The sequence below is a fragment of the Pseudomonas anguilliseptica genome (assembly GCF_900105355.1).
Lineage (GTDB): Bacteria > Pseudomonadota > Gammaproteobacteria > Pseudomonadales > Pseudomonadaceae > Aquipseudomonas > Aquipseudomonas anguilliseptica.
This window is the reverse complement of record NZ_FNSC01000001.1, coordinates 3,338,243-3,356,091: the sequence shown is the minus strand read 5'-3', so window position 1 is coordinate 3,356,091 and position 17,849 is coordinate 3,338,243. Positions and strand designations below refer to the sequence as shown.

Here is a 17,849-nt window from a genome sequence, read left to right as displayed (position 1 = left end):
GGCTAAACCCCTGCGTTGTTGCCGATGCCGGCGACGGCGGCTTGGATGCTGGCAATGGTTTCATCCGCGATGTCCTGCGCCTGCTCGACGTTGCCAGCGGTCATGGCATTGCGGATCAGCTCTTTGGCGTTGAGGCGCATGGTGCGCAGTTGCACCAGGGCGGCGTTGTAGTGAGCAGCCTCCTGCAGGATGCCGTCTGCTGCTTGCCGTGCGGTACGGCCGTTGATGGCCCAGGCGGCGACCATGGGCGGTACGGCTCCCTGATAGTTAGCAGTGGCGAAGGTCTGCGCCTCGCTGGCCGCACGGTCGTACTCCACGGCGCGCAGCGGGTCTCCTGCCACTGCGCGACGGGCGGCGTCAGCGGCGGCGTCGATGGCAGAGCAGAGTTGCTCAGCCGATGGCTGGGTGTTTAATTCTTCGAGCACTGGATAGCCATTCGCATCACCGACAACTGGATGGCCAAGTAGCGATAGGTAGTCCGAATGGGGGACTTCTACACTATGACAGTCATTGGGCACGCTGGCTTTGGTGGGATACCAGCCACGGGTTGCAGCGCAGAACAATACGGTATGGGCGGGCATGGTCAGTTACCTATGGAAATAATGAATGCAGACAGAAATCCGCCGGTTTCGCTACCGCTCGCGGCATCCCATACCAGAGTGAAGGTGCTAAGGCTGGTCGGATCGGCATACATGGACATGTTGCCACTCATGTAGACCGCGCGAACCATGCCTGGCACCAGCCCAAAATGGTTGTTCGGGTAAGCGTACGGGAGGCTAAAGACGACCTGGCCACCGTTTGCGCCTGGCAACGATGTTGGCGATGTGAACTTGCCCCACTGAATGATCCAGCCGCCCAACCATGACGGAAACGCTACATAGCCAACCAGGCCTATTAGGTAGGAGACCCCCCAGCGCAGTTTCTTCGGCGTGACGGCTACGTCGTCGAGGGCACCCGCATTCACCTCGGCCTGGGTGCCAACGCGCAGAACACCACGCAGCACCTCGGTAGCCAACGCAGCTGCCGAACGAATGGCTTGGAATACGCGCAGCGGGCTAATCCACTTCCCAAGTGCGGTTCCAGCCTCTGCCTCTGCCTGCGATGCCTCAGCATTTGCAGAAACAGCATCAGTGATTCCGTAGCCTGCTAGGGTGGATGGGTTGCTGCCGCCAGTTACTCGGCCACGCTTGTCGACAGTGACACTGCGGTAGGTGCCAGCACTCACGCCCGAGGGGCCAGCTGCGATCTCGAAGACCAGCGCGGTAGTGCCGAGGGTAATAGGCGCGTCGGTAACCAACTGCCAGATACTGTCGGCGTTGGTAGTGCCCTGCTCGATGGCAACGAGGAGGCCTGGAGTTACTTCGATACTGGCATCGGCATCAGCAGCGCGAGCCCAAGCGGCGGCCGCCACGATATAGATTCCGTTGGTCTTGGCATCGGCCTGATCCTTAACCAAGACGCGGTCGCCAGCCCCAAGGAGCACGCCATCAACAGTGAGCAGGCCGGAAAGCGCACCCAGGTTTGCAGTGGTGGCTACCTTTACGCTGTTCTTCGCATCGCGCTTGCCCAACTCTGCCTGCAACTGCTCCAGGACGAACGCACGGGTGGCCATCACAATCGAGTTGTCGATCAACAGGGTGACGCTGGTGGCGTTGCTGGTCTGGAAGATGGCGCGCACATAGAACTGCTTGCCAGAGCCCTGCGCCAATACGGGCTTGACGCTGTCTGGGTACTTACCGATGGCATAAAGGAGGCCGGTGTCGGTGTAGATGCCGACCTCGCGGATCGTCCAGCCGCCCACATCATCTGCAATCATGGCTTCGGCCAGCAGCCAGCTCGGGTTGGCTTCGTCCTGGAGCAGCGAGTTGATCGGCTGGCGGTGGGTCTCACGACGCAGCGCCGCTGCCTCGGGGCCGGGGTTGTAGGCCGCACCGTTGCCATCCCCTACCGCGAAGTGGGTCAGTTTGATCGGCACCTGGTTGGCCTTACACGCCGCCTCATAGGCCAAGCCGGCGTTGGTAAGGATGCAGTAGTAGTCCTGAGCCATCATGCCTCCAATGGATAAATGGTTGTGATCTCAATGGTCGCCAGGCCGGCACCGATAAACATGGGGCTGGCCTGCTCGACGCCATCGAGCTGTAGTGGGTAGATGGTTGTGATCTCGCCGCCTATGAGGGCGGCAGCAATGACTGGAACCTGGGAGCGGTTGGTCAGTGCGACGGTGAGCGCGTCCAGCCGGGAGCGCTTGTTCTTGTACTCACGGATCAGGTCGACCAGGGCGTCGTAGGTAGCCTCATCAATGCCTCGGTCGGTCAGCTCAATGTCGACGCGGAAGCGATACGGCGAGCCGCCGTACTCGTACCACTCCGACACCCGCCCGCTGAGGTTGAGCGTGACCAGCACCTGCTCGATGGCCCAGGGCGTGCCCTTGTAGCGGTGCAGCTCGATGGCACGCTTGATCAGCTCGCGCTGCTCCTGGTCGTCGCGGGCATAGCGCCAGCCCTCCAGGCCCATGACGTGGAACTGGTCAGCCAAGTGCGGCAGTACTTGCGGCGGCACCACGTCGACCAGGTAAACCAACATGGGCGAGAGATCGAGGCTGTCGAACTCCTCCTGGAGCAGTTCGCACAGGATGGCGAAGCGCTCATCACCGGCCAATACCGGTGGCAGTTGGTCAGCCATGGGCGACACCGATCACGTTCAGCTCGATGGCGGTGCAGTTGGCCCATTCGTGGCTGGCCACGTCGCGGAAGGCAGGCTCGGTCAGCTGCAGGCGGTACACCCCGGCAACCTGCACCTCGCGGATGATCTGCTCGGGCACGATGTCTCGGCCCAGGCCGGCGCGGCGCTCTGCTGCATAGGCGGTTGCAGCCTTCAAGGCCAGGGCGTGCACGCTGTCTGCATCGGTATTCTGGTACAGGGTCAGGTTGCCCCGGATGGCATAACCCACCTCGGGCGAGAGCTTGGTCAGCACCTTGTCCGTCAGGGGGCGTTTCTTGCGAGCGCTGACATTGGCTTGCACCAGTGACAACAACTCGGGGCTGGGCAGGCCCGTCTTGGTCAGCGGGTAGATCCACACCTCGCCATCCGGCACGGTTGGGTCATCCTCGCCACCGCGCACTGCCACTTCGATGATTGACTGGCTCGCCGCGCGGGCGTGGTAGATGTACGCGCCTTCGGGCCCGGCCGTGCTGAATGACTCTGGCGCGAGGATGATGCGCTCGATGTAGGGCTCATCCTCTTCATCGTCGATGCCGTCTGCCGGCACGGACTCGTTGCTGGTGGTCATGCCGGCTGCAGGTGGCTGACCCAGCACAGCGATCTGGCCGATGGCCCAACCGTTGGCGCTGGTACCTGGCGTCTCGCAGGCCACGGTGGTGCGTACCTCGGTCGCGCCGGCTGCCAGGGTCACGGCCTCCTCGGTGACAAAGGCAATGCGCCCATCCTGACTGGTGACCCGCGTGCCGGCACTGATCAGCACCGCCTGCAGCGCAGGGGCTGGCAGCCGGAACACCTGAGTGCAGCGCGCCGGCTGGGCGAGCAAGCGCGGCGTGTCTACCAGTTCGCCCAGGTAGTCGAGGATCGGCCCACCGGAGAAACGCACCAGCATGCGCTCACCAGCTTGCTGGATGGCCATCAGGGCAAGCGTCTTGGCGTAGGCCACCTGGTCGATGAACAGCCGCTCGACTTGCGCCGGGTACAGCGTCTTGCCGGTTTTCTGCTCATAGCGGGCAACCAGGGCCGCTTCGATAGCGGCCGGGTCGATCTTGACGAACTCAGGCGGCGGCAGCGCGCGCATAGGGCACCTCGGTTTGCTGGATAACCCCATCAGCCACCTTCCACTGCACCCGCAGGGTGATGCGCTCGCCCTCGATCTCGACCAGTACCTGAACCACCGTGACGCGCGGCTCCCAACGGCGAATGGCGTCCACAGCCTCGCGCACCAGATGTGGCACAACGCGGTTGGTGGGCCAGTCGATATACAGGTTGATGTCGCTGCCGAACTCGGGGCGGTGCGGGTCGCTGCCACGCGGCGTGGTCAGGATGATGCGGATGGCCTGGTCGATATCACGCAGGCCCTCGACCACTTCACCGGGCGTACCGAGTGCCGGCTGCCAGTGGGCGGAGGTGATGCTGGTATAGGGGATGGGCGTGGTCATGCGCCCATGGTGGGCAATCCTGCCTGCTCGTCCTTTTAATCGGGTTTAAAGAGTTGCAATATCTCAGTCCGTCTAAAGCCAAAGGAAGGTTCCATGTCAGACTTCATATACATCGACAACTCTAATCTCTATCTCGAAGGCCGCAGGGTGAGTGCAGTTCAGCAAGGCCTTGCCAAAAATATCGGCGAGGCAATGCACGATGGAATATTGGATCAGGGATACACCATCAGCTTTGGCAAACCTCATAAGTTCTTGACTGACAACGACCCATCAAAAACCAAGCGTGCGGCCCTATTCGGCTCACGCCCCCACCCAACGATGGTATTTGGAAAATTGCTGAAGCAGCAGGATTCGTCTTGCATCTAGAAGATCGCAACGTTGCCAATAAAGAGAAAAAAGTCGATACCGGAATCGTCACCTTAATGCTCGTCGATGCCCTATCGGATGGCGTACCTGGTGAAGATACTGTGGTTCTAGTTGCAGGCGATGGCGACTTTGTACCAGCCGTAAAGGCTCTGAAATCTAAGGGTTTCACAGTAGAGGTGGTGTTCTGGGATCACGCTTCCAGAGAGCTAAAGCTTGAAGCCTCAAAGTTCATCTCGCTGAATCCATACCTGGAAAACCTTCGCTACTGATTCTGTCAGTGGCTGTGGTGATTCGAGTTCCCGCCCTGATCCAGCACCTTGCCCTGGGTCTGGATATCACCAACAGCCTGCAGGCCGGCTGCCAGGGTGACATCTCCAGTGATCGCGACCGGCCCGGCAACCTGCAGGCTGCCGGTCATGATGGTTTCCGGGGTATCCAGGGTCACCCTGGGCGCTACCACCAGCACCGGCTGACCGGCCTGAACGGTCACTGTCTTGGCAGTCTTCACCAGTGCGCTGCCGACGCAGTCCACTACCAGGGCGTGGGTCGCCCGGTCATAGGTGAGGATCGTGCCGTCACTGAAGCGCAGGTAGTGGGTGTCCTTGTCCGTCACGGGGGGCGGCTCTTGGTGGCCTTGGTGTGCCGCTGCGGCACCTTTAACCACCAGGTCTCCAGCCCATCGAACTCTTCCAGGCTTACCTTCACCCGGCAGCTGAGATAGTCCACCGAGCTGACCAAGCCAAACTGCAAGCCATCCAGTTCTTCACGCCTCATGCGGTTGCCTCGTTGCTGGCCTGGGTGGGCTCACCGGCCAGGGCACGCATTAGCGGTACCGGCGCAGGCGTAACCCGACGGATCTCGATATCGGCCGTGGTGCCGCTGCTGCGGCGCTTGCTGTGGCGGGCTTGGTTGATCAGGTAGTCACCGGCCATGCGGCCCCAGCTGGCGTCCAGGGTCACCACTGCACCGGCCACCAGGCGGCGGTCGGCTGGCAGGGTCAGGCTGCCGCCGGCACGCTCGTCATTGGCCTCACCGAGGGCTGCATCGGCCTGGGCTTGGGCGCTTTCTGCGTCTGGTGCACGCTGGTTGATGCGCAGCTCGTCGGCGCTGGTCTCCATGCCCACCTGGCTATCCGGTGCGCGGGTGTCCTGCGCCTGGCTGCTGATGGTCTTCTGGGTGTCCGGGTCGTGGTGGGTGTTCTTGGCCGTGCGGAACACGTCCTTGATCTTGTCCTTGAGGTCGTAGCGGCTGCATTCCTTGCGGCTGATCGTGCGCACTGGCGCGCCATCGCGCAGACCAGCCATTGCAGTGAAGATCAGCTTGTTCTCACGCAGCTTGACTGCGTAGCCGTACTGGCGGCCCACGCGGGTGATAAAGGCCAGGTCGCGTTCCTGGAACTGGGTGATACGGTCGATCTGCAGGGGCTTGATCTCGCCCACCAGCTCGAACTTGTTGCGCTTGGCCACCTGGGTGGCGATCTCGGCCAGCGTGGTGTTCTCGTAGGCATAGCCCTTGCGGGTGCGCACGCCCTTGCTGACACCTGCAGACAGCCCGCGTATGACCACCACTGAGGGCGGGCCGCTGGTGTTGATCTCGTCCACCTCAAAGCTGCCGCAGTTCAGCGGTGCCTGCCCTGGGTAGGTCATGCTCAGTGTCAGGGCGTCACCCTTGATCGGGTACCAGGTGGTGAGCCATTTGCCGTCCACGTCCTCCAGCTCGATGCTGATCTCGTCGGACTGGCCGCTGAGGTAGTCCGTCCAGGTCACGCCCAACACATAGGGCGCGAGGTCAGCCGTGAGGTCGCGGCCCTGGTAGCCAATGCGCCAGACGGTTGGTTCGGCCGTGTCGCGGCCAGGAATCTCGTTCACTTGAACCACGGCGGCAGATCCTCGCTGCTGGGTAGGGCATCGAGCACCGGAATGCGCAGGGTCAGCCCGGCCGGTAGTGCGCGGGTCATGGGCACCTGCAGGTTGGCGCGGACAATCGGTTCGTAGCGCATTGCATCGCCGTAGTAGGTGAAGGCCAGCTGATCCCAGCGCTCCCCCTCAACGGTGGTGTGGGTTAGGTATTCGGCTGCCATGTCATGCCCTCCGGCTGATCACATCGACGGCCAGGCCTGCCAGGCGGGTTGATGCACCGCTCAGTCGGCCCTGGGCCAACTCGATGCGGTTGGTTGCGTAGTCCACCTGGCTAATGATGGCCTCCGGGCGGATTGGGTTGAGCGCGCCCTGGGCGAGTTGCACCTCGCTGGTCACCGACAGGCCCAGTTGCACCAGGTCGGCTCCGTCCTCCATCAGTCCGGCAGCCAGCTGGAACTCCTGCAGGGGCTGCAGCGCTTGCCCGGTTAGGGATGGTCTGAAGTAGCCCTGTATTTCCGGTCAACTTCAGCCTCCGCTGATTTTGAAAGCGGAAAACTGATCAAAAACGATCAAGTCATCCGCTCATTTCGGTGTTTCTGGCCGCCGCGAGCACCTCGCAGCGGTCATTTCCCACATTACAGGCGCACCTCTCCTGCATTCGTCAGCAAATGTCGACGGGCCATCCACAGGTTCGACAGGGCGAACAGCGTTACCAGTTGTGCGGTGTTTTTGGCCAGGCCACGGAAACGCGTCTTCACATAACCGAACTGACGCTTGATCACCCGGAACGGGTGCTCGACCTTGGCGCGAACTTGCGCCTTGGCCTTCTCGATCTTGCGCTTGGCTTTGTACAGCGCGCTGCGCTTACTCAACGTGTTGTACGTACTGCGGCGGGCTGCGATCTGCCAGATCACTTCACGGCCTTCATGTTCTGGCCGCTTCTCTACGCCGGTGTAACCCGCGTCGGCACCCACCATGTTTTCTTTGCCGTGTAGCAGCTTGTCGACCTGAGTAACGTCTGCAACATTGGCTGCCGTGCCGACCACGCTATGCACTAAACCCGACTCGTCATCGACGCCGATGTGCGCCTTCATGCCGAAGTAATACTGGTTTCCCTTCTTGGTCTGGTGCATTTCCGGGTCACGCTTACCGTCCTTGTTCTTGGTCGAACTCGGCGCATTGATCAGCGTGGCATCGACGATGGTGCCTTGGCGCAATGACAAACCGCGGTCACCCAAATAGCCATTGATGACGGCCAAGATGCCCGCAGCCAGTTCGTGTTTCTCCAGCAATCGGCGGAAGTTGAGGATGGTGGTTTCGTCGGGAATGCGCTCCAGGCTCAGACCCGCAAACTGGCGCAGGATGGTGGTCTCGTACAGAGCCTCCTCCATCGCCGGGTCGCTGTAGCCGAACCAGTTCTGCATCAAATGAACCCGTAACATCGCCATCAGCGGATAGGCTGGACGTCCGCCTTCACCCTTGGGGTAATGCGGTTCGATCAAGGCAATCAAACCCTTCCACGGCACAACCTGATCCATCTCGATCAGGAACAGCTCTTTGCGGGTTTGCTTGCGCTTGCCGGCGTACTCGGCGTCGGCGAAGGTCATCTGCTTCATCGGAAAACTCGGCGGGTGGAGTTCAGGTATTTTGCCAAATTCAGGAAGTCTTCTTCAGGGTTTCCTTAGGCTGAGCAGACGTGGCGCCTGGGCCAGCACAGCGGCCGGGTTGTCGCGCAGGGTCTTCACAAAATTGAAGGCATCCACCCCGGCACGCAGGTAGTTGCCAGCAACCTTGGCCATGCCCAGGGCCTTTTGTGTGGGGGTCACCAGCGCAGGCGCTGCACCGCCCACGCGGGCCATCGGGTTGGCGGCCAGGTTGGACACCAACGCCCTCGGCCGTGGTAGCGGCTTGGTGTATTTACCGGAGTACTCCAGCAGGTTGAGGCTCACCGTGGCCGAGACCAACCGGCCCTGAGGATCTGTCTTGCGGGTGGTGACCGACACCTCGGTGAGCAGGTAGATCCCGCGATAGTCACCCGAGCCCAGTACATAGGGCAGCGGCTCGTGGGCGCTCTTTGCCTCCTTCAGGCGACGGATCTGCAGCTCGGGGTCGACCAGCATTGAGTGCAGGGTCAGCTCCAGGGTCAGCTCGTCGAGGCTGTCGCCTACCCACTCCAAGCGCGGCTTACCCTGGATCAACGCATGCTGGGCGTAGTCCGCGGCTGAGCGCTCATCCTGCCGGCCGGGGTGATACTTCACCTCGAACTCGATATCGCCGAGTACTGCCCACATCAGAAGGCCCTCCGCTGCTGATCGGCGATGACTTCACGCATCAATTTCTCCAGGTCATTACGCGATAGCTGCAGGGCCTGCTGGACAGCCTCCTGAGTACCAGGGCCGCCGCCCTGGACGGTGATCTTCGGGGCGTAGTGGATGGTGATACCCCCGCCAGCAAGCGCTGTTGGGCCTGCGCTTCGCGCCAGGTTGGCCACACGGCTTGCAATTGCAGCTGGCCCCTCGGCTGCAGCCAGTTGCGGGGTGGCAAGGCTGACTGCAGTCGCGGCTGCCATTCCCAAGGCGGCACGCTTGACCAGCCCCTGCTTGGCGGTGATACCAATCGCAGCACCTTCCGAGACGTTGGCTCCGGCAGCCATGAAGACGCGGCTGGGGCTCTGGATGCCTAGGGATGGTCTGAAGTAGCCCTGTATTTCCGGTCAACTTCAGCCTCCGCTGATTTTGAAAGCGGAAAACTGATCAAAAACGATCAAGTCATCCGCTCATTTCGGTGTTTCTGGCCGCCGCGAGCACCTCGCAGCGGTCATTTCCCACATTACAGGCGCACCTCTCCTGCATTCGTCAGCAAATGTCGACGGGCCATCCACAGGTTCGACAGGGCGAACAGCGTTACCAGTTGTGCGGTGTTTTTGGCCAGGCCACGGAAGCGCGTCTTCACATAACCGAACTGGCGCTTGATCACGCGAAACGGATGCTCGACCTTGGCGCGCACTTGGGCTTTGGCCTTCTCGATCTTGCGCTTGGCTTTGTATAACCCGCTGCGCTTATCGAGCTTCCTGTAGGTGCTGCGGCGTGCCGCCACCTGCCAGATTACCTTCCGACCTTCATGCTCCGGACGCTTTTCGACACCGGTGTAACCTGCGTCAGTACACACCACGTTTTCGTCGCCGTGCAGCAGTTTGTCTACCTGGGTGACATCCGCCACGTTGGCTGCCGTGCCTACTACGCTGTGCACCAGACCCGACTCGTCATCCACGCCGATGTGCGCCTTCATGCCGAAGTAGTACTGGTTGCCCTTCTTTGTTTGGTGCATTTCCGGATCGCGCTTACGGTCCTTGTTCTTGGTCGAACTCGGCGCATTGATCAACGTGGCATCGACGATGGTGCCCTGGCGCAGTGACAGACCACGGTCGCCCAGGTAGCCGTTAATCACAGCCAAGATGCCTGCAGCCAGCTCGTGTTTCTCCAGCAAGCGACGGAAGTTGAGGATGGTGGTTTCATCGGGAATGCGTTCCAGGCTTAAGCCGGCGAACTGGCGCAGGATGGTGGTCTCGTACAGCGTTTCCTCCATCGCCGGATCGCTGTAACCGAACCAGTTTTGCATCAGATGCACACGCAGCATCGCCATCAGCGCATAGGCGGGCCTGCCACCTTCGCCCTTCGGGTAGTGCGGATCGATCAGGGTGACCAATCCTTTCCACGGCACTACTCGATCCATCTCGATCAGGAACAACTCTTTGCGGGTCTGCTTGCGCTTGCCTGCGTACTCGGCGTCGGCGAAGGTCATCTGCTTCATCGGAAAACTCGACGGGTGGAATCCGGGTATTTTGCCAAAATCAGGAAGTCTTCTTCAGAGTTTCCCTAGGGATGGTCTGAAGTAGCCATGTATTTCTGGCTGACTTCAGCCCCGCCGATTTTGAAAGCGGCAAATCGATCAAAAACGATCAGATTACCCATTCATTTCTGTGTTTTTAGCCGCCGCGAGTAGCTCGCGGCAGCCATTTCCCGCATTACAGGCGCACCTCTCCTGCATTGGTCAGTAAATGTCGGCGTGCCATCCACAGGTTCGACAGCGCGAACAGCGTCACCAGTTGCGCCGTGTTCTTGGCCAAGCCACGGAAGCGTGTCTTTACATAACTGAACTGACGCTTGAGCACCCGGAACGGGTGCTCAACCTTGGCGCGCACCTGGGCCTTGGCCTTCTCGATCTTGCGTTTGGCTTTGTACAGCGGGCTGCTCTTACCCAGCTTCTTATAGGTGCTGCGGCGGGCAGCAACCTGCCAGATCACCTCGCGCCCATCATGTTCGGGGCGCTTTTCGACACCGGTATAACCCGCATCGGCGCACACCACGTTTTCCTCGCCGTGCAGCAACTTGTCGACCTGAGTGACATCCGCCACGTTGGCCGCCGTGCCTACCACGCTGTGTACCAGCCCCGACTCGTCATCCACGCCAATGTGCGCCTTCATGCCGAAGTAGTATTGGTTGCCCTTCTTGGCCTGGTGCATCTCTGGGTCGCGTTTGCCGTCCTTGTTCTTGGTCGAACTCGGCGCATTGATCAGCGTGGCATCGACGATGGTGCCTTGGCGCAACGACAGGCCACGGTCGCCAAGATAGCCATTGATGACGGCCAGGATGCCGGCAGCCAACTCATGTTTCTCCAGCAGACGACGGAAGTTGAGGATGGTGGTTTCGTCGGGGATACGTTCCAGACTCAGCCCGGCGAACTGCCGCAGGATAGTGGTCTCGTACAGCGCTTCTTCCATCGCCGGGTCGCTGTAGCCGAACCAGTTCTGCATCAGGTGCACACGTAGCATCGCCATCAGCGGATAGGCCGGCCGACCGCCTTCACCCTTGGGGTAATACGGTTCGATCAGTGCGATCAAACCCTTCCACGGCACCACCCGATCCATCTCGATCAGGAACAACTCTTTGCGGGTCTGCTTGCGTTTGCCGGCGTACTCGGCATCGGCGAAGGTCATTTGCTTCATCGGAAAACTCGGCGGGTGGCGTCCGGGCATTTTGCCAAAATCAGGAAGTCTTATTCAGAGTTTCCCTAGGGTGCTTTTGAACCAGCCAGCCACGTCACTGCCAAACCCGACGACCGTTTCCTTGGCAGAGCTGAGCTTCGCCGTAATGCCATTGACCAGGCCGCTGATCAGCATGCCGCCGAAGCCGGTGAATTTGCCCGGAAGCTCGATCCCGAAGTAGTTCATGACACCGCTGAACGCCCGGTAGAACAGGCCCAGCGGGCTGAAGTTAATCAGCAGACCGAGGATGCCCGTCAGGCCACCGCTGAAGCCGGCCTTGATCTCCGTCCACAGCCCGCCGAAGAAGCCCTTGATCGGCTCCCAGTAGCGGTAGATCAGGTAGGCACCCAGAGCGATGCCGGTGATCAGCAAGCCGATGGGGTTCATCAAAAACGCGCGGCCAAGCCAGAGCACCGCCGTGCGCGCCATGCCAAGGGCAGGTACAAGACGCATCGCGCCGCTACGCAGCAAGCTCATGCCCGAAATGAAGGGGCCCAGCCGACCGCCGAGCAACAACATGGCGCGCAGCATGGTGAACTTGCCGGACAGCAGCGAGATCGCGATGCCCACTCCATTCAGGCCAGAAGCACCCAGGCTTAGCCCGTAAGACAAGCCGACGACACCCAGCTTCAGCGCAACAGCTCCGGCCACCAGCTTGATCACGCCGCTGACGACTTCCGGGTTCTCTTTGGCCCAGCTGGCAAATCCAGACACTACTGGACGGATCGAGGTGACAAGATCATTGAGCCCCGGCAGAACGGCGGTACCGAGGTTGATCCCCAGCTCCGTCATACCGTTCTTGAGCAGCTGCAAGTTGTTTGCAGTGGTTGCAGCTCGGGCCTGGAATTCTTTCTCCATCGAACCATCGTAGTTAGAGGACTTGTTCACCAGTGCCAGGGACTTGGCGTAGGTCTCCATCGAGCCCGCCAGCACCGCTACATCATCGGCATACTCCAGGCCAAACAGATCAACCAGGGTGCCCATTTGGTCAGCTTTCGGCACCTTGCTCAGGGTATTGAGGAAGCTGGTCAGCGCTCCCTGTGCATCCTGGGCAATGGAGGCTTTCAACCCCTCGGCCGTCATGCCCATTTCCTGCAGGGCACGCTGGAATTTCTTCGGTTGTTTGTCGGCCGTGGCCAGCTTCGCCAACATACCGTTGATGGCGGTACCGGCCACCTCGGGCGGCTTGCCCAGGCTGACAAAGGCGTTTACCAAGGCAGCAGCCTGGGTCTCGACCAGGCCGAACTGCTTGGCCACGCCACCCACCCGATTTAAGCCCTGGACGATATCGCGCGCTTTGGCTGGCGAAGCGTTGGACAGGTGGTTGATCGCATCGCCAATGCGGCCGATCTGCGAAATGGGTATCTGGTACACGTTGGCCAGTTTGGCCATCGAGTCGCCGGCCTCCTCGGCAGCCATGTCGAAGGCCGTGGACATCTTTGCCACGGTTTCAGTGAACTTAGGAATATCTGCTGCAGCAACGCCCAGTTGACCGCACTTGCGGCAATGGCTGCTAGCTCAGAAGCGGCCAAGGGCAGTGTGCGCGTCATCTTGAGCAGTTCATCGCCAAGCTTTACGAAGCCATCTGGCGTGTCGAAATCGACCACCTTCTTCACATCGGCCATGGCCGACTCGTAGTCGATAGCTAGTTTGACCGGCAGCGCCGCGCTGGCCCCGATAGCAACAGTCTCCATCACCCCGGAACGCAACTCAGCGCGCTGGTTACGCAGCTGATCCCGGCGCGCCAAGCGGGCCGTTAGTTGCTCTTGCTTGCGGCGAACTGTGTCGAGGGTTTGCCCAAGGCGAACATAGTCGCGATTGAGCGCCGCGACGGTACTGGGTGCCAGCGTGCCGAGGTTGCGCTGGATTGACGCCCCCAATTCGGCATGTTGGCGGGTCAGCTTGCTGGCCGTATCACCAAGACCCGTCAGGGTGCGGCGCACCCCGCCCAAAAGGGGAAGAACCCCACGGGCGGATGCGCCGATCTCTAGACCTACTCTAAGGCTACGGTTGCTCACGGCTGGCTTCGCTTTGCTGGCGGATTTGCTGCTCGGCCTGCTCGCACCAGGTTAGGAAGCGCTCTACTGTCAGCTGCTCAATCTCCGAGGGCTGGAAGCGGAACCACCTGGCAAGCAAGGCTTCACACTCGTCGAGGTGGCTGGTATCAATCCGACAGGAGCCGAAACTGCTCCTGGGCGGACTTGTAGTCCGCGATGTCCATGGCATCCAGGTCTTCCAGGACGAGACCAGCAGCGCGCGACATCAGCACCAGCTCTTCGATAGCTGCATTGCCAGAGGCCTGTTCATTGGCTGCGCGCAGGTCTTTCACGGTCAAGCGACGGAACTCCAGCCGCGCGACTTTCTGACCTGCAGCAGTGTTGAAAGGATGCTTGAGTGTTACGTGGGGTTTATCGGCCATGCTTTATGCTCCAGGTTGATCAATGAGATCGGTTGCTCTGTACAAGAGCCCTAAGCATTGCTCGTTGCATGCGTGGTGGCTTTTAATCTGGTTTAAAGCCGGGCGTTAATTACCAGCTAAACCAGAAAGGAGTGCACGGATGGTTGCTGCAGTTAAAAAAGGACTGAGGAAGTTACTCGAATTGGGAGTTGAGGAGCTCTACCACGCCAACAGCGTTCTCACTTCATGTGAGTTTCTGAGGCAAGGAGCGCTCCTATCCAGAGGTTCGATTGAGGCGCTTGGAATGAGGCAAACCCCTCAGTACTCGGACGCACTTGATAAGCGATATAACATCTGGAATGACGTCTTCGTTGACTCTGTCGATATTCACGCTCGTGGCTCGATGGCCAACCGCTATGGGCCGGTTATGTTCGTCCTAGATACAGAGAAACTGCTCAACGATGTTTCGTCTGGACAACTCTGGCTTACCCAGTGCAATCCAACGAAATGGGCAGGCAAGAGCCAGTCTGCAAGGTGGCTCGCTGACATCGACGATTGGGATGATGAGTTCGACATCAACAGCTTCGATCAAATGATTGTCTTTCGGCACATGGGAGGCCATGTTCCCTTAAGAAGTGCTCTCAAACGGATAGTTGTGGATGCCCCGGAAGACGTCGAGGGCATGGGTATCGACCTATACAGCTATGCCTTGGGTAGCCTCAAACATGCTATGCATCTGGGGCCGAAAACCTGCTCCGTGGTACGCCGAGAATGCAGAGCCGGGTGCGGATGCACTGCAACCTACGAAGCCGATCTCGACATGGCGAAGAAAATGTATCGCCCCTTTCTTAGCAAGTAATAAAAGCGAAGCCCCGCACTAGGCGGGGCTTCTGACTTCCGTGTCCTGGGCATCCGTGCCCATCCGTTACAACTATGCCTGACCGATATTGCGCCGATACTTGGCCAGCTGATCCTCGCCGTTAACGCGGAAGATGTTGGCCATGTAATCCAAGAGCAGCACCTCTTCGCCGTTCAGCAACTGGCGCGCGTAGATCGCCGTGAACGGTGTCTCGAACTTCGATGGATCACGCGGCTTGAAGCTGCCCAGGGCGTACTCCTTGGGCATGATGGTCATCATGGTGACCAGCGGAACCTCGTCCACCAGGCCACCGTTGTTGAACACCTGGACGTTGCTGAGGCACTGCAGCTGCACTGTCCTGAACGGGCTGGCGAGCTTGCTACCAGCTTCCTTGTACAGGCTGTTCCAGACGATCTTGCCTTCCAGCTTGTCGAGGCCATCCGGCAGCTCGATCAGGCCGACCATGCCCAGGCCCTGGAAGTCGGACATGACCGCCTTGATGCTGCCCAACTCGATCTCCTCGGCCTTGCCGAAGAAGTCCTGCCCATCCAGGTACAGGTTGGCGTTGGTGATGCGATGTGCGTTTACGCCTGCCATTTATGCGGTCCCCTGCAGAGTGACCAGGTATTCCCCGGTGATCTCGGTTTCGAAGGTGCCGCGCTCGAATGGTAGCGGTACCGTTAGTTTGTAGTTGAACAGCACATGCCCCTGCTCAAGCTCGGTCTGCGGGTTGCGCGTCGGGTCAAACCAGCACTCACCACCCAGCAGCGCGTTGTCACCGATTAGCTTGCGGAAGAACTGGTTGACGCTTTCCGTGACGCTATCGAGCAGCGATTCGGTGACTGGCATGTCAACGAACTGCAGCGAGCTGTAGCGGATCGACTCGTCGACGATGTCCTTGGTGCGACGCACGTTCTCGAAATTGCGCATGTGGGTCACGGTCGGCCAGGCCGCCGTGCGGTTACCCCACAGCCGCAGGCCGGTACCGAAGCTGTTGAACACCGTGGTGATGCCAGCCTCGTTGAGAAGGTTGACCTCGCTATCCGGATCATCCACGCGAGCAGTCAACGGACGCTCCAGGCCGATCACGCCGACCAGCTCCTGGTTGGAGCTGCTCCACCAGTAGCCCTTGTCATAGTCCACCCTGGCCCGCAGGCCAGCCGCGCGAATCGACAGCGGCTCCAGGCGCTCACCATTGCTGGCTGCGTCGTACACCTTGACGTGTGGGTAGCACAGACGCACCCGGTCACTGCTGGTGTTGAAGTTGATGCTGCCGAGTGGGCCACGGCCAGCCAGTACCTGTTGTGGTGTGATGCCGATAGGTGCATCGATGTAAGCCACGCCGCCCATCTGCTCAGCAGCAGCGATCAGCTCCACGCTGACTGCGTTGAGGGTCGAGAAGCCAGGCGCGATGAACAGCTTGGGGAAGAAGCCAAACAGGTTGTAGCTATCAGGGAAAGCTTTGAGGCCGGTGCGCAGGCCTGCGATGGTCACCGCGCCAATGATGTCAGCCGGGGTAACTTTGCTCGGGTCGGCATAGGTGTAGTCAGCCTTGACCTGGGCATTCGCCAGGATGTTGCCACCAGCCTTGCGCACCACCTCACCAGTGAGCATGTCGCAGGTGTAGTCGGTGTTGAGCTGATAGGTGGTGTTGCCGTCATTCGACTTGAGCGTCAGCACCTGCAGGGCACCATGACCGAGCTTCAGGCGGTCGTTGTTGCCGAACTGGCGAGCCTGGGCCACAACGTCCGTGCGGTGGATCACCGGGTCGAGGACGTTGACCACGATGACGGTACCCGCACCGAAGTCGTAAATGCCGGCCAGTGCCAGCGGAATGCTGAAGCCAGGCAGCTCGGGGCCAAACTGGGCACCATCGCGATCATTCAGCGACAACGTCAGACTGTTCACCGGCCCAACCGGCGCAGTACCGATCAGCGCGATCACCGCAGACTTGACCACGCGAATGGCACGCGGCCCGCGCTCGACTTCCAGGGTTTCAATGCCGTGTAGATAGTTGGCAGCCATTACGCTTTCTCTCCTTTCTTCTCGGCCGGAGCGGCGTCTTCCGCCAACGGCTCCAGGTGATTCAGGGCCAGCAGTACCTGGGTGTATTCATGCTCGGGTGGCAGATCAACGGGCTGGCCTGGCAGCAGCTGGACATCCAGCAGCTCGCCAGCCTTGCCCACGCGCAGCGATACAGCGCTCTGCGGGCCGGAATAGCGGTAGCGGGTCTTCTTCATGGGGTTGCCTCAAACGATGGTGGTTGCAGTTGGCCGCCGAGCTGGGAATCTCGGAAGGTAGTGATGGTCGGCGACTGGATCTGAGTTGCACGGGTGGCAAAGCGCTGGGTGTATTGCCACACACCGTTGACCTGGCCGATAAACACCTCATCAACCGGCACCATGGAGAGGTCGCAGTGCGGCGGCCTCCAGCCACTCAAACAGTCGCGCACCTGGTCGAGGTAGCCGATCACACCCTTCGCCCCGTTGAGCTGCTTGAACACCAAGGTCAAAGGCAGCACCAGGTTGCGCTCCAGGAACACTGAGTCGACGGCATCGCTACCGCCAAACTTGGAGCTTCCAAAGGCCACCAGCACCGCCCCAACCGGATGGTTTAGGCGGTAGTTTTTGGGGCTCTCCGGGAACAGCTCAACCGACAACTGTTTGCCGAAGTACTCCTGCAGGCGGGCAACCAGCGCGTCGAGAATCACCAGGGTCTGGCTCATTAGTAGCCGCTCCACTTGTCGTCACTGAATACCTGCTGACGCCCACGTACGCGGATCTCGCCCGGTTCAGGCGTGGCCTGACCGGAGGGCATGCCCAGGGTCACCACGCCATCACGGATCGTCTCCAGAAGCTTGATGGTGTTGCGGCGGTCGTCCTTGACCGTATCCGGCAAGTCGGTTTCAGGGCGGCGGCTGTACAGCGCATAACGAACCAGGCTGACAACTGCGTCACGCAGCACGGTCGGCACCGGATCAAATGGCAAGGTGTAGCGGCCACGCATGTAGCCATCGACCAGTTCCTCAGCCGAGCGGACGCAGTCCTCGATCACCGACTCATCCGGCAGCTCTGCTGCCGGGTCATCGTTGGAGAGCTGCAGCAGCGTGCTCGGAGGAATCGCCTTGCCGATATCGGCGCGTGTGCAGTAGCGCATGGCGACC

At 60.4% G+C, this 17,849-nt stretch carries 24 protein-coding genes and 1 pseudogene; 3 read left to right on the top strand and 22 right to left on the bottom strand.

The window, feature by feature from the left end:
* Nucleotides 1-2: 2 nt before the first annotated feature.
* The 5 genes from BLW24_RS16320 to BLW24_RS16300 are packed head-to-tail and all read right to left on the bottom strand — an operon-like array spanning nucleotide 3 to nucleotide 4,160.
* Complete coding sequence (locus BLW24_RS16320) at nucleotides 3-581, bottom strand: phage tail protein (RefSeq protein ID WP_139272685.1); 579 nt, start codon at nucleotides 579-581, stop codon at nucleotides 3-5.
* 2 nt (nucleotides 582-583) lie between these two features.
* Complete coding sequence (locus BLW24_RS27005) at nucleotides 584-2,047, bottom strand: phage tail protein (RefSeq protein WP_338062070.1); 1,464 nt, start codon at nucleotides 2,045-2,047, stop codon at nucleotides 584-586.
* Nucleotides 2,047-2,682 (bottom strand): phage tail protein I, encoded by a 636-nt coding sequence (locus tag BLW24_RS16310; protein ID WP_090384154.1) that lies wholly within the window; start codon nucleotides 2,680-2,682, stop codon nucleotides 2,047-2,049. Before BLW24_RS16310 ends, BLW24_RS27005 begins: the two co-directional genes overlap by 1 nt.
* On the bottom strand, nucleotides 2,675-3,799 hold the full coding sequence (locus BLW24_RS16305; protein ID WP_090384149.1) for a baseplate assembly protein: 1,125 nt from the start codon (nucleotides 3,797-3,799) through the stop codon (nucleotides 2,675-2,677). Before BLW24_RS16305 ends, BLW24_RS16310 begins: the two co-directional genes overlap by 8 nt.
* Entirely contained in the window at nucleotides 3,777-4,160 is a 384-nt protein-coding gene (locus tag BLW24_RS16300; RefSeq protein ID WP_090384143.1) for a GPW/gp25 family protein, read from the bottom strand. The genes BLW24_RS16305 and BLW24_RS16300 overlap by 23 nt, the downstream gene beginning before the upstream one ends.
* Before the next feature lie 93 nt (nucleotides 4,161-4,253).
* Here BLW24_RS16300 and BLW24_RS26220 point away from each other — a divergent pair, with 93 nt between their 5' ends.
* Complete coding sequence (locus BLW24_RS26220; RefSeq protein WP_208600187.1) at nucleotides 4,254-4,526, top strand: PIN domain-containing protein; 273 nt, start codon at nucleotides 4,254-4,256, stop codon at nucleotides 4,524-4,526.
* Complete coding sequence (locus BLW24_RS26215; RefSeq protein WP_208600186.1) at nucleotides 4,517-4,795, top strand: NYN domain-containing protein; 279 nt, start codon at nucleotides 4,517-4,519, stop codon at nucleotides 4,793-4,795. Before BLW24_RS26220 ends, BLW24_RS26215 begins: the two co-directional genes overlap by 10 nt.
* Nucleotides 4,796-4,800: 5 nt before the next feature.
* Here the strand turns inward: BLW24_RS26215 and BLW24_RS16290 are convergent, their stop codons facing one another.
* The 12 genes and pseudogenes from BLW24_RS16290 to BLW24_RS16240 all read right to left on the bottom strand — a co-directional run bounded on the left by BLW24_RS16290 (nucleotide 4,801) and on the right by BLW24_RS16240 (nucleotide 13,848).
* Entirely contained in the window at nucleotides 4,801-5,139 is a 339-nt protein-coding gene (locus tag BLW24_RS16290; protein WP_244161174.1) for a phage baseplate assembly protein V, read from the bottom strand.
* Nucleotides 5,136-5,300: a hypothetical protein gene (locus BLW24_RS26585; protein ID WP_244161173.1), complete on the bottom strand. Its 165-nt coding sequence runs from the start codon at nucleotides 5,298-5,300 to the stop codon at nucleotides 5,136-5,138. The genes BLW24_RS16290 and BLW24_RS26585 overlap by 4 nt, the downstream gene beginning before the upstream one ends.
* Complete coding sequence (locus tag BLW24_RS16285; RefSeq protein ID WP_139272684.1) at nucleotides 5,297-6,403, bottom strand: phage late control D family protein; 1,107 nt, start codon at nucleotides 6,401-6,403, stop codon at nucleotides 5,297-5,299. Before BLW24_RS16285 ends, BLW24_RS26585 begins: the two co-directional genes overlap by 4 nt.
* Nucleotides 6,391-6,606 (bottom strand): tail protein X, encoded by a 216-nt coding sequence (locus BLW24_RS16280; RefSeq protein WP_090384137.1) that lies wholly within the window; start codon nucleotides 6,604-6,606, stop codon nucleotides 6,391-6,393. Before BLW24_RS16280 ends, BLW24_RS16285 begins: the two co-directional genes overlap by 13 nt.
* Before the next feature lies 1 nt (nucleotide 6,607).
* The gene (locus BLW24_RS16275; protein WP_090384132.1) at nucleotides 6,608-6,820 is read right to left on the bottom strand and encodes a hypothetical protein; all 213 of its coding nucleotides are present in this window, start codon (nucleotides 6,818-6,820) and stop codon (nucleotides 6,608-6,610) included.
* Between the two features lie 200 nt (nucleotides 6,821-7,020).
* On the bottom strand, nucleotides 7,021-8,001 hold the full coding sequence (locus tag BLW24_RS16270) for an IS5 family transposase (protein ID WP_090375775.1): 981 nt from the start codon (nucleotides 7,999-8,001) through the stop codon (nucleotides 7,021-7,023).
* A 54-nt stretch (nucleotides 8,002-8,055) separates the two neighbouring features.
* Nucleotides 8,056-8,676: a phage tail protein gene (locus tag BLW24_RS16265; RefSeq protein ID WP_090384126.1), complete on the bottom strand. Its 621-nt coding sequence runs from the start codon at nucleotides 8,674-8,676 to the stop codon at nucleotides 8,056-8,058.
* Nucleotides 8,676-9,038 (bottom strand): hypothetical protein, encoded by a 363-nt coding sequence (locus tag BLW24_RS16260; protein WP_090384120.1) that lies wholly within the window; start codon nucleotides 9,036-9,038, stop codon nucleotides 8,676-8,678. Before BLW24_RS16260 ends, BLW24_RS16265 begins: the two co-directional genes overlap by 1 nt.
* A 176-nt stretch (nucleotides 9,039-9,214) precedes the next feature.
* Nucleotides 9,215-10,195, bottom strand: a complete 981-nt coding sequence (locus BLW24_RS16255) for an IS5 family transposase (RefSeq protein WP_090381501.1) — start codon at nucleotides 10,193-10,195, stop codon at nucleotides 9,215-9,217.
* Nucleotides 10,196-10,409: 214 nt separating this feature from the next.
* Nucleotides 10,410-11,390, bottom strand: a complete 981-nt coding sequence (locus BLW24_RS16250) for an IS5 family transposase (RefSeq protein WP_090384114.1) — start codon at nucleotides 11,388-11,390, stop codon at nucleotides 10,410-10,412.
* A gap of 54 nt (nucleotides 11,391-11,444) precedes the next feature.
* Nucleotides 11,445-13,123, bottom strand: a pseudogene (locus BLW24_RS16245) (phage tail tape measure protein).
* 470 nt (nucleotides 13,124-13,593) lie between these two features.
* On the bottom strand, nucleotides 13,594-13,848 hold the full coding sequence (locus BLW24_RS16240; protein WP_090384102.1) for a phage tail assembly protein: 255 nt from the start codon (nucleotides 13,846-13,848) through the stop codon (nucleotides 13,594-13,596).
* 139 nt (nucleotides 13,849-13,987) lie between these two features.
* Between BLW24_RS16240 and BLW24_RS16235 the strand changes: the two genes are divergently transcribed.
* Nucleotides 13,988-14,686 carry a hypothetical protein gene (locus tag BLW24_RS16235; RefSeq protein ID WP_090384099.1) on the top strand — a complete coding sequence of 233 codons (699 nt, stop codon included), beginning with the start codon at nucleotides 13,988-13,990 and terminating at the stop codon, nucleotides 14,684-14,686.
* A gap of 72 nt (nucleotides 14,687-14,758) precedes the next feature.
* Here the strand turns inward: BLW24_RS16235 and BLW24_RS16230 are convergent, their stop codons facing one another.
* Genes BLW24_RS16230 through BLW24_RS16210 form a run of 5 tightly spaced genes read right to left on the bottom strand, consistent with a single transcriptional unit; the run spans nucleotide 14,759 to nucleotide 17,842 of the window.
* A complete protein-coding gene (locus tag BLW24_RS16230) occupies nucleotides 14,759-15,283 on the bottom strand; it encodes a phage major tail tube protein (RefSeq protein ID WP_090384095.1) in 525 nt (174 codons plus the stop codon).
* Entirely contained in the window at nucleotides 15,284-16,711 is a 1,428-nt protein-coding gene (locus BLW24_RS16225; RefSeq protein ID WP_090384092.1) for a phage tail sheath subtilisin-like domain-containing protein, read from the bottom strand. It lies immediately after the preceding gene.
* Nucleotides 16,711-16,926, bottom strand: coding sequence for a hypothetical protein (locus tag BLW24_RS16220; RefSeq protein WP_090384086.1), 216 nt, complete (start codon nucleotides 16,924-16,926; stop codon nucleotides 16,711-16,713). Before BLW24_RS16220 ends, BLW24_RS16225 begins: the two co-directional genes overlap by 1 nt.
* Nucleotides 16,923-17,411, bottom strand: coding sequence for a Gp37 family protein (locus tag BLW24_RS16215; protein ID WP_090384078.1), 489 nt, complete (start codon nucleotides 17,409-17,411; stop codon nucleotides 16,923-16,925). The genes BLW24_RS16220 and BLW24_RS16215 overlap by 4 nt, the downstream gene beginning before the upstream one ends.
* Nucleotides 17,411-17,842 carry a gp436 family protein gene (locus tag BLW24_RS16210; protein WP_090384074.1) on the bottom strand — a complete coding sequence of 144 codons (432 nt, stop codon included), beginning with the start codon at nucleotides 17,840-17,842 and terminating at the stop codon, nucleotides 17,411-17,413. Before BLW24_RS16210 ends, BLW24_RS16215 begins: the two co-directional genes overlap by 1 nt.
* Between the last annotated feature and the right edge of the window lie 7 nt (nucleotides 17,843-17,849).

Coding starts and splice junctions, on each gene's coding strand:
- BLW24_RS16265 (WP_090384126.1), bottom strand. CDS start 8,676: ATGTGGGCAGTACTCGGCGATATCGAGTTCGAGGTGAAGTATCACCCC.
- BLW24_RS16260 (WP_090384120.1), bottom strand. CDS start 9,038: ATGGCTGCCGGAGCCAACGTCTCGGAAGGTGCTGCGATTGGTATCACC.
- BLW24_RS16270 (WP_090375775.1), bottom strand. CDS start 8,001: ATGAAGCAGATGACCTTCGCCGACGCCGAGTACGCCGGCAAGCGCAAG.
- BLW24_RS26585 (WP_244161173.1), bottom strand. CDS start 5,300: ATGAGGCGTGAAGAACTGGATGGCTTGCAGTTTGGCTTGGTCAGCTCG.
- BLW24_RS16275 (WP_090384132.1), bottom strand. CDS start 6,820: ATGGAGGACGGAGCCGACCTGGTGCAACTGGGCCTGTCGGTGACCAGC.
- BLW24_RS16230 (WP_090384095.1), bottom strand. CDS start 15,283: ATGGCAGGCGTAAACGCACATCGCATCACCAACGCCAACCTGTACCTG.
- BLW24_RS16210 (WP_090384074.1), bottom strand. CDS start 17,842: ATGCGCTACTGCACACGCGCCGATATCGGCAAGGCGATTCCTCCGAGC.
- BLW24_RS16225 (WP_090384092.1), bottom strand. CDS start 16,711: ATGGCTGCCAACTATCTACACGGCATTGAAACCCTGGAAGTCGAGCGC.
- BLW24_RS16255 (WP_090381501.1), bottom strand. CDS start 10,195: ATGAAGCAGATGACCTTCGCCGACGCCGAGTACGCAGGCAAGCGCAAG.
- BLW24_RS16310 (WP_090384154.1), bottom strand. CDS start 2,682: ATGGCTGACCAACTGCCACCGGTATTGGCCGGTGATGAGCGCTTCGCC.
- BLW24_RS26220 (WP_208600187.1), top strand. CDS start 4,254: ATGTCAGACTTCATATACATCGACAACTCTAATCTCTATCTCGAAGGC.
- BLW24_RS16220 (WP_090384086.1), bottom strand. CDS start 16,926: ATGAAGAAGACCCGCTACCGCTATTCCGGCCCGCAGAGCGCTGTATCG.
- BLW24_RS16320 (WP_139272685.1), bottom strand. CDS start 581: ATGCCCGCCCATACCGTATTGTTCTGCGCTGCAACCCGTGGCTGGTAT.
- BLW24_RS16250 (WP_090384114.1), bottom strand. CDS start 11,390: ATGAAGCAAATGACCTTCGCCGATGCCGAGTACGCCGGCAAACGCAAG.
- BLW24_RS16305 (WP_090384149.1), bottom strand. CDS start 3,799: ATGCGCGCGCTGCCGCCGCCTGAGTTCGTCAAGATCGACCCGGCCGCT.
- BLW24_RS16300 (WP_090384143.1), bottom strand. CDS start 4,160: ATGACCACGCCCATCCCCTATACCAGCATCACCTCCGCCCACTGGCAG.
- BLW24_RS16280 (WP_090384137.1), bottom strand. CDS start 6,606: ATGGCAGCCGAATACCTAACCCACACCACCGTTGAGGGGGAGCGCTGG.
- BLW24_RS16240 (WP_090384102.1), bottom strand. CDS start 13,848: ATGGCCGATAAACCCCACGTAACACTCAAGCATCCTTTCAACACTGCT.
- BLW24_RS16235 (WP_090384099.1), top strand. CDS start 13,988: ATGGTTGCTGCAGTTAAAAAAGGACTGAGGAAGTTACTCGAATTGGGA.
- BLW24_RS27005 (WP_338062070.1), bottom strand. CDS start 2,047: ATGGCTCAGGACTACTACTGCATCCTTACCAACGCCGGCTTGGCCTAT.
- BLW24_RS16215 (WP_090384078.1), bottom strand. CDS start 17,411: ATGAGCCAGACCCTGGTGATTCTCGACGCGCTGGTTGCCCGCCTGCAG.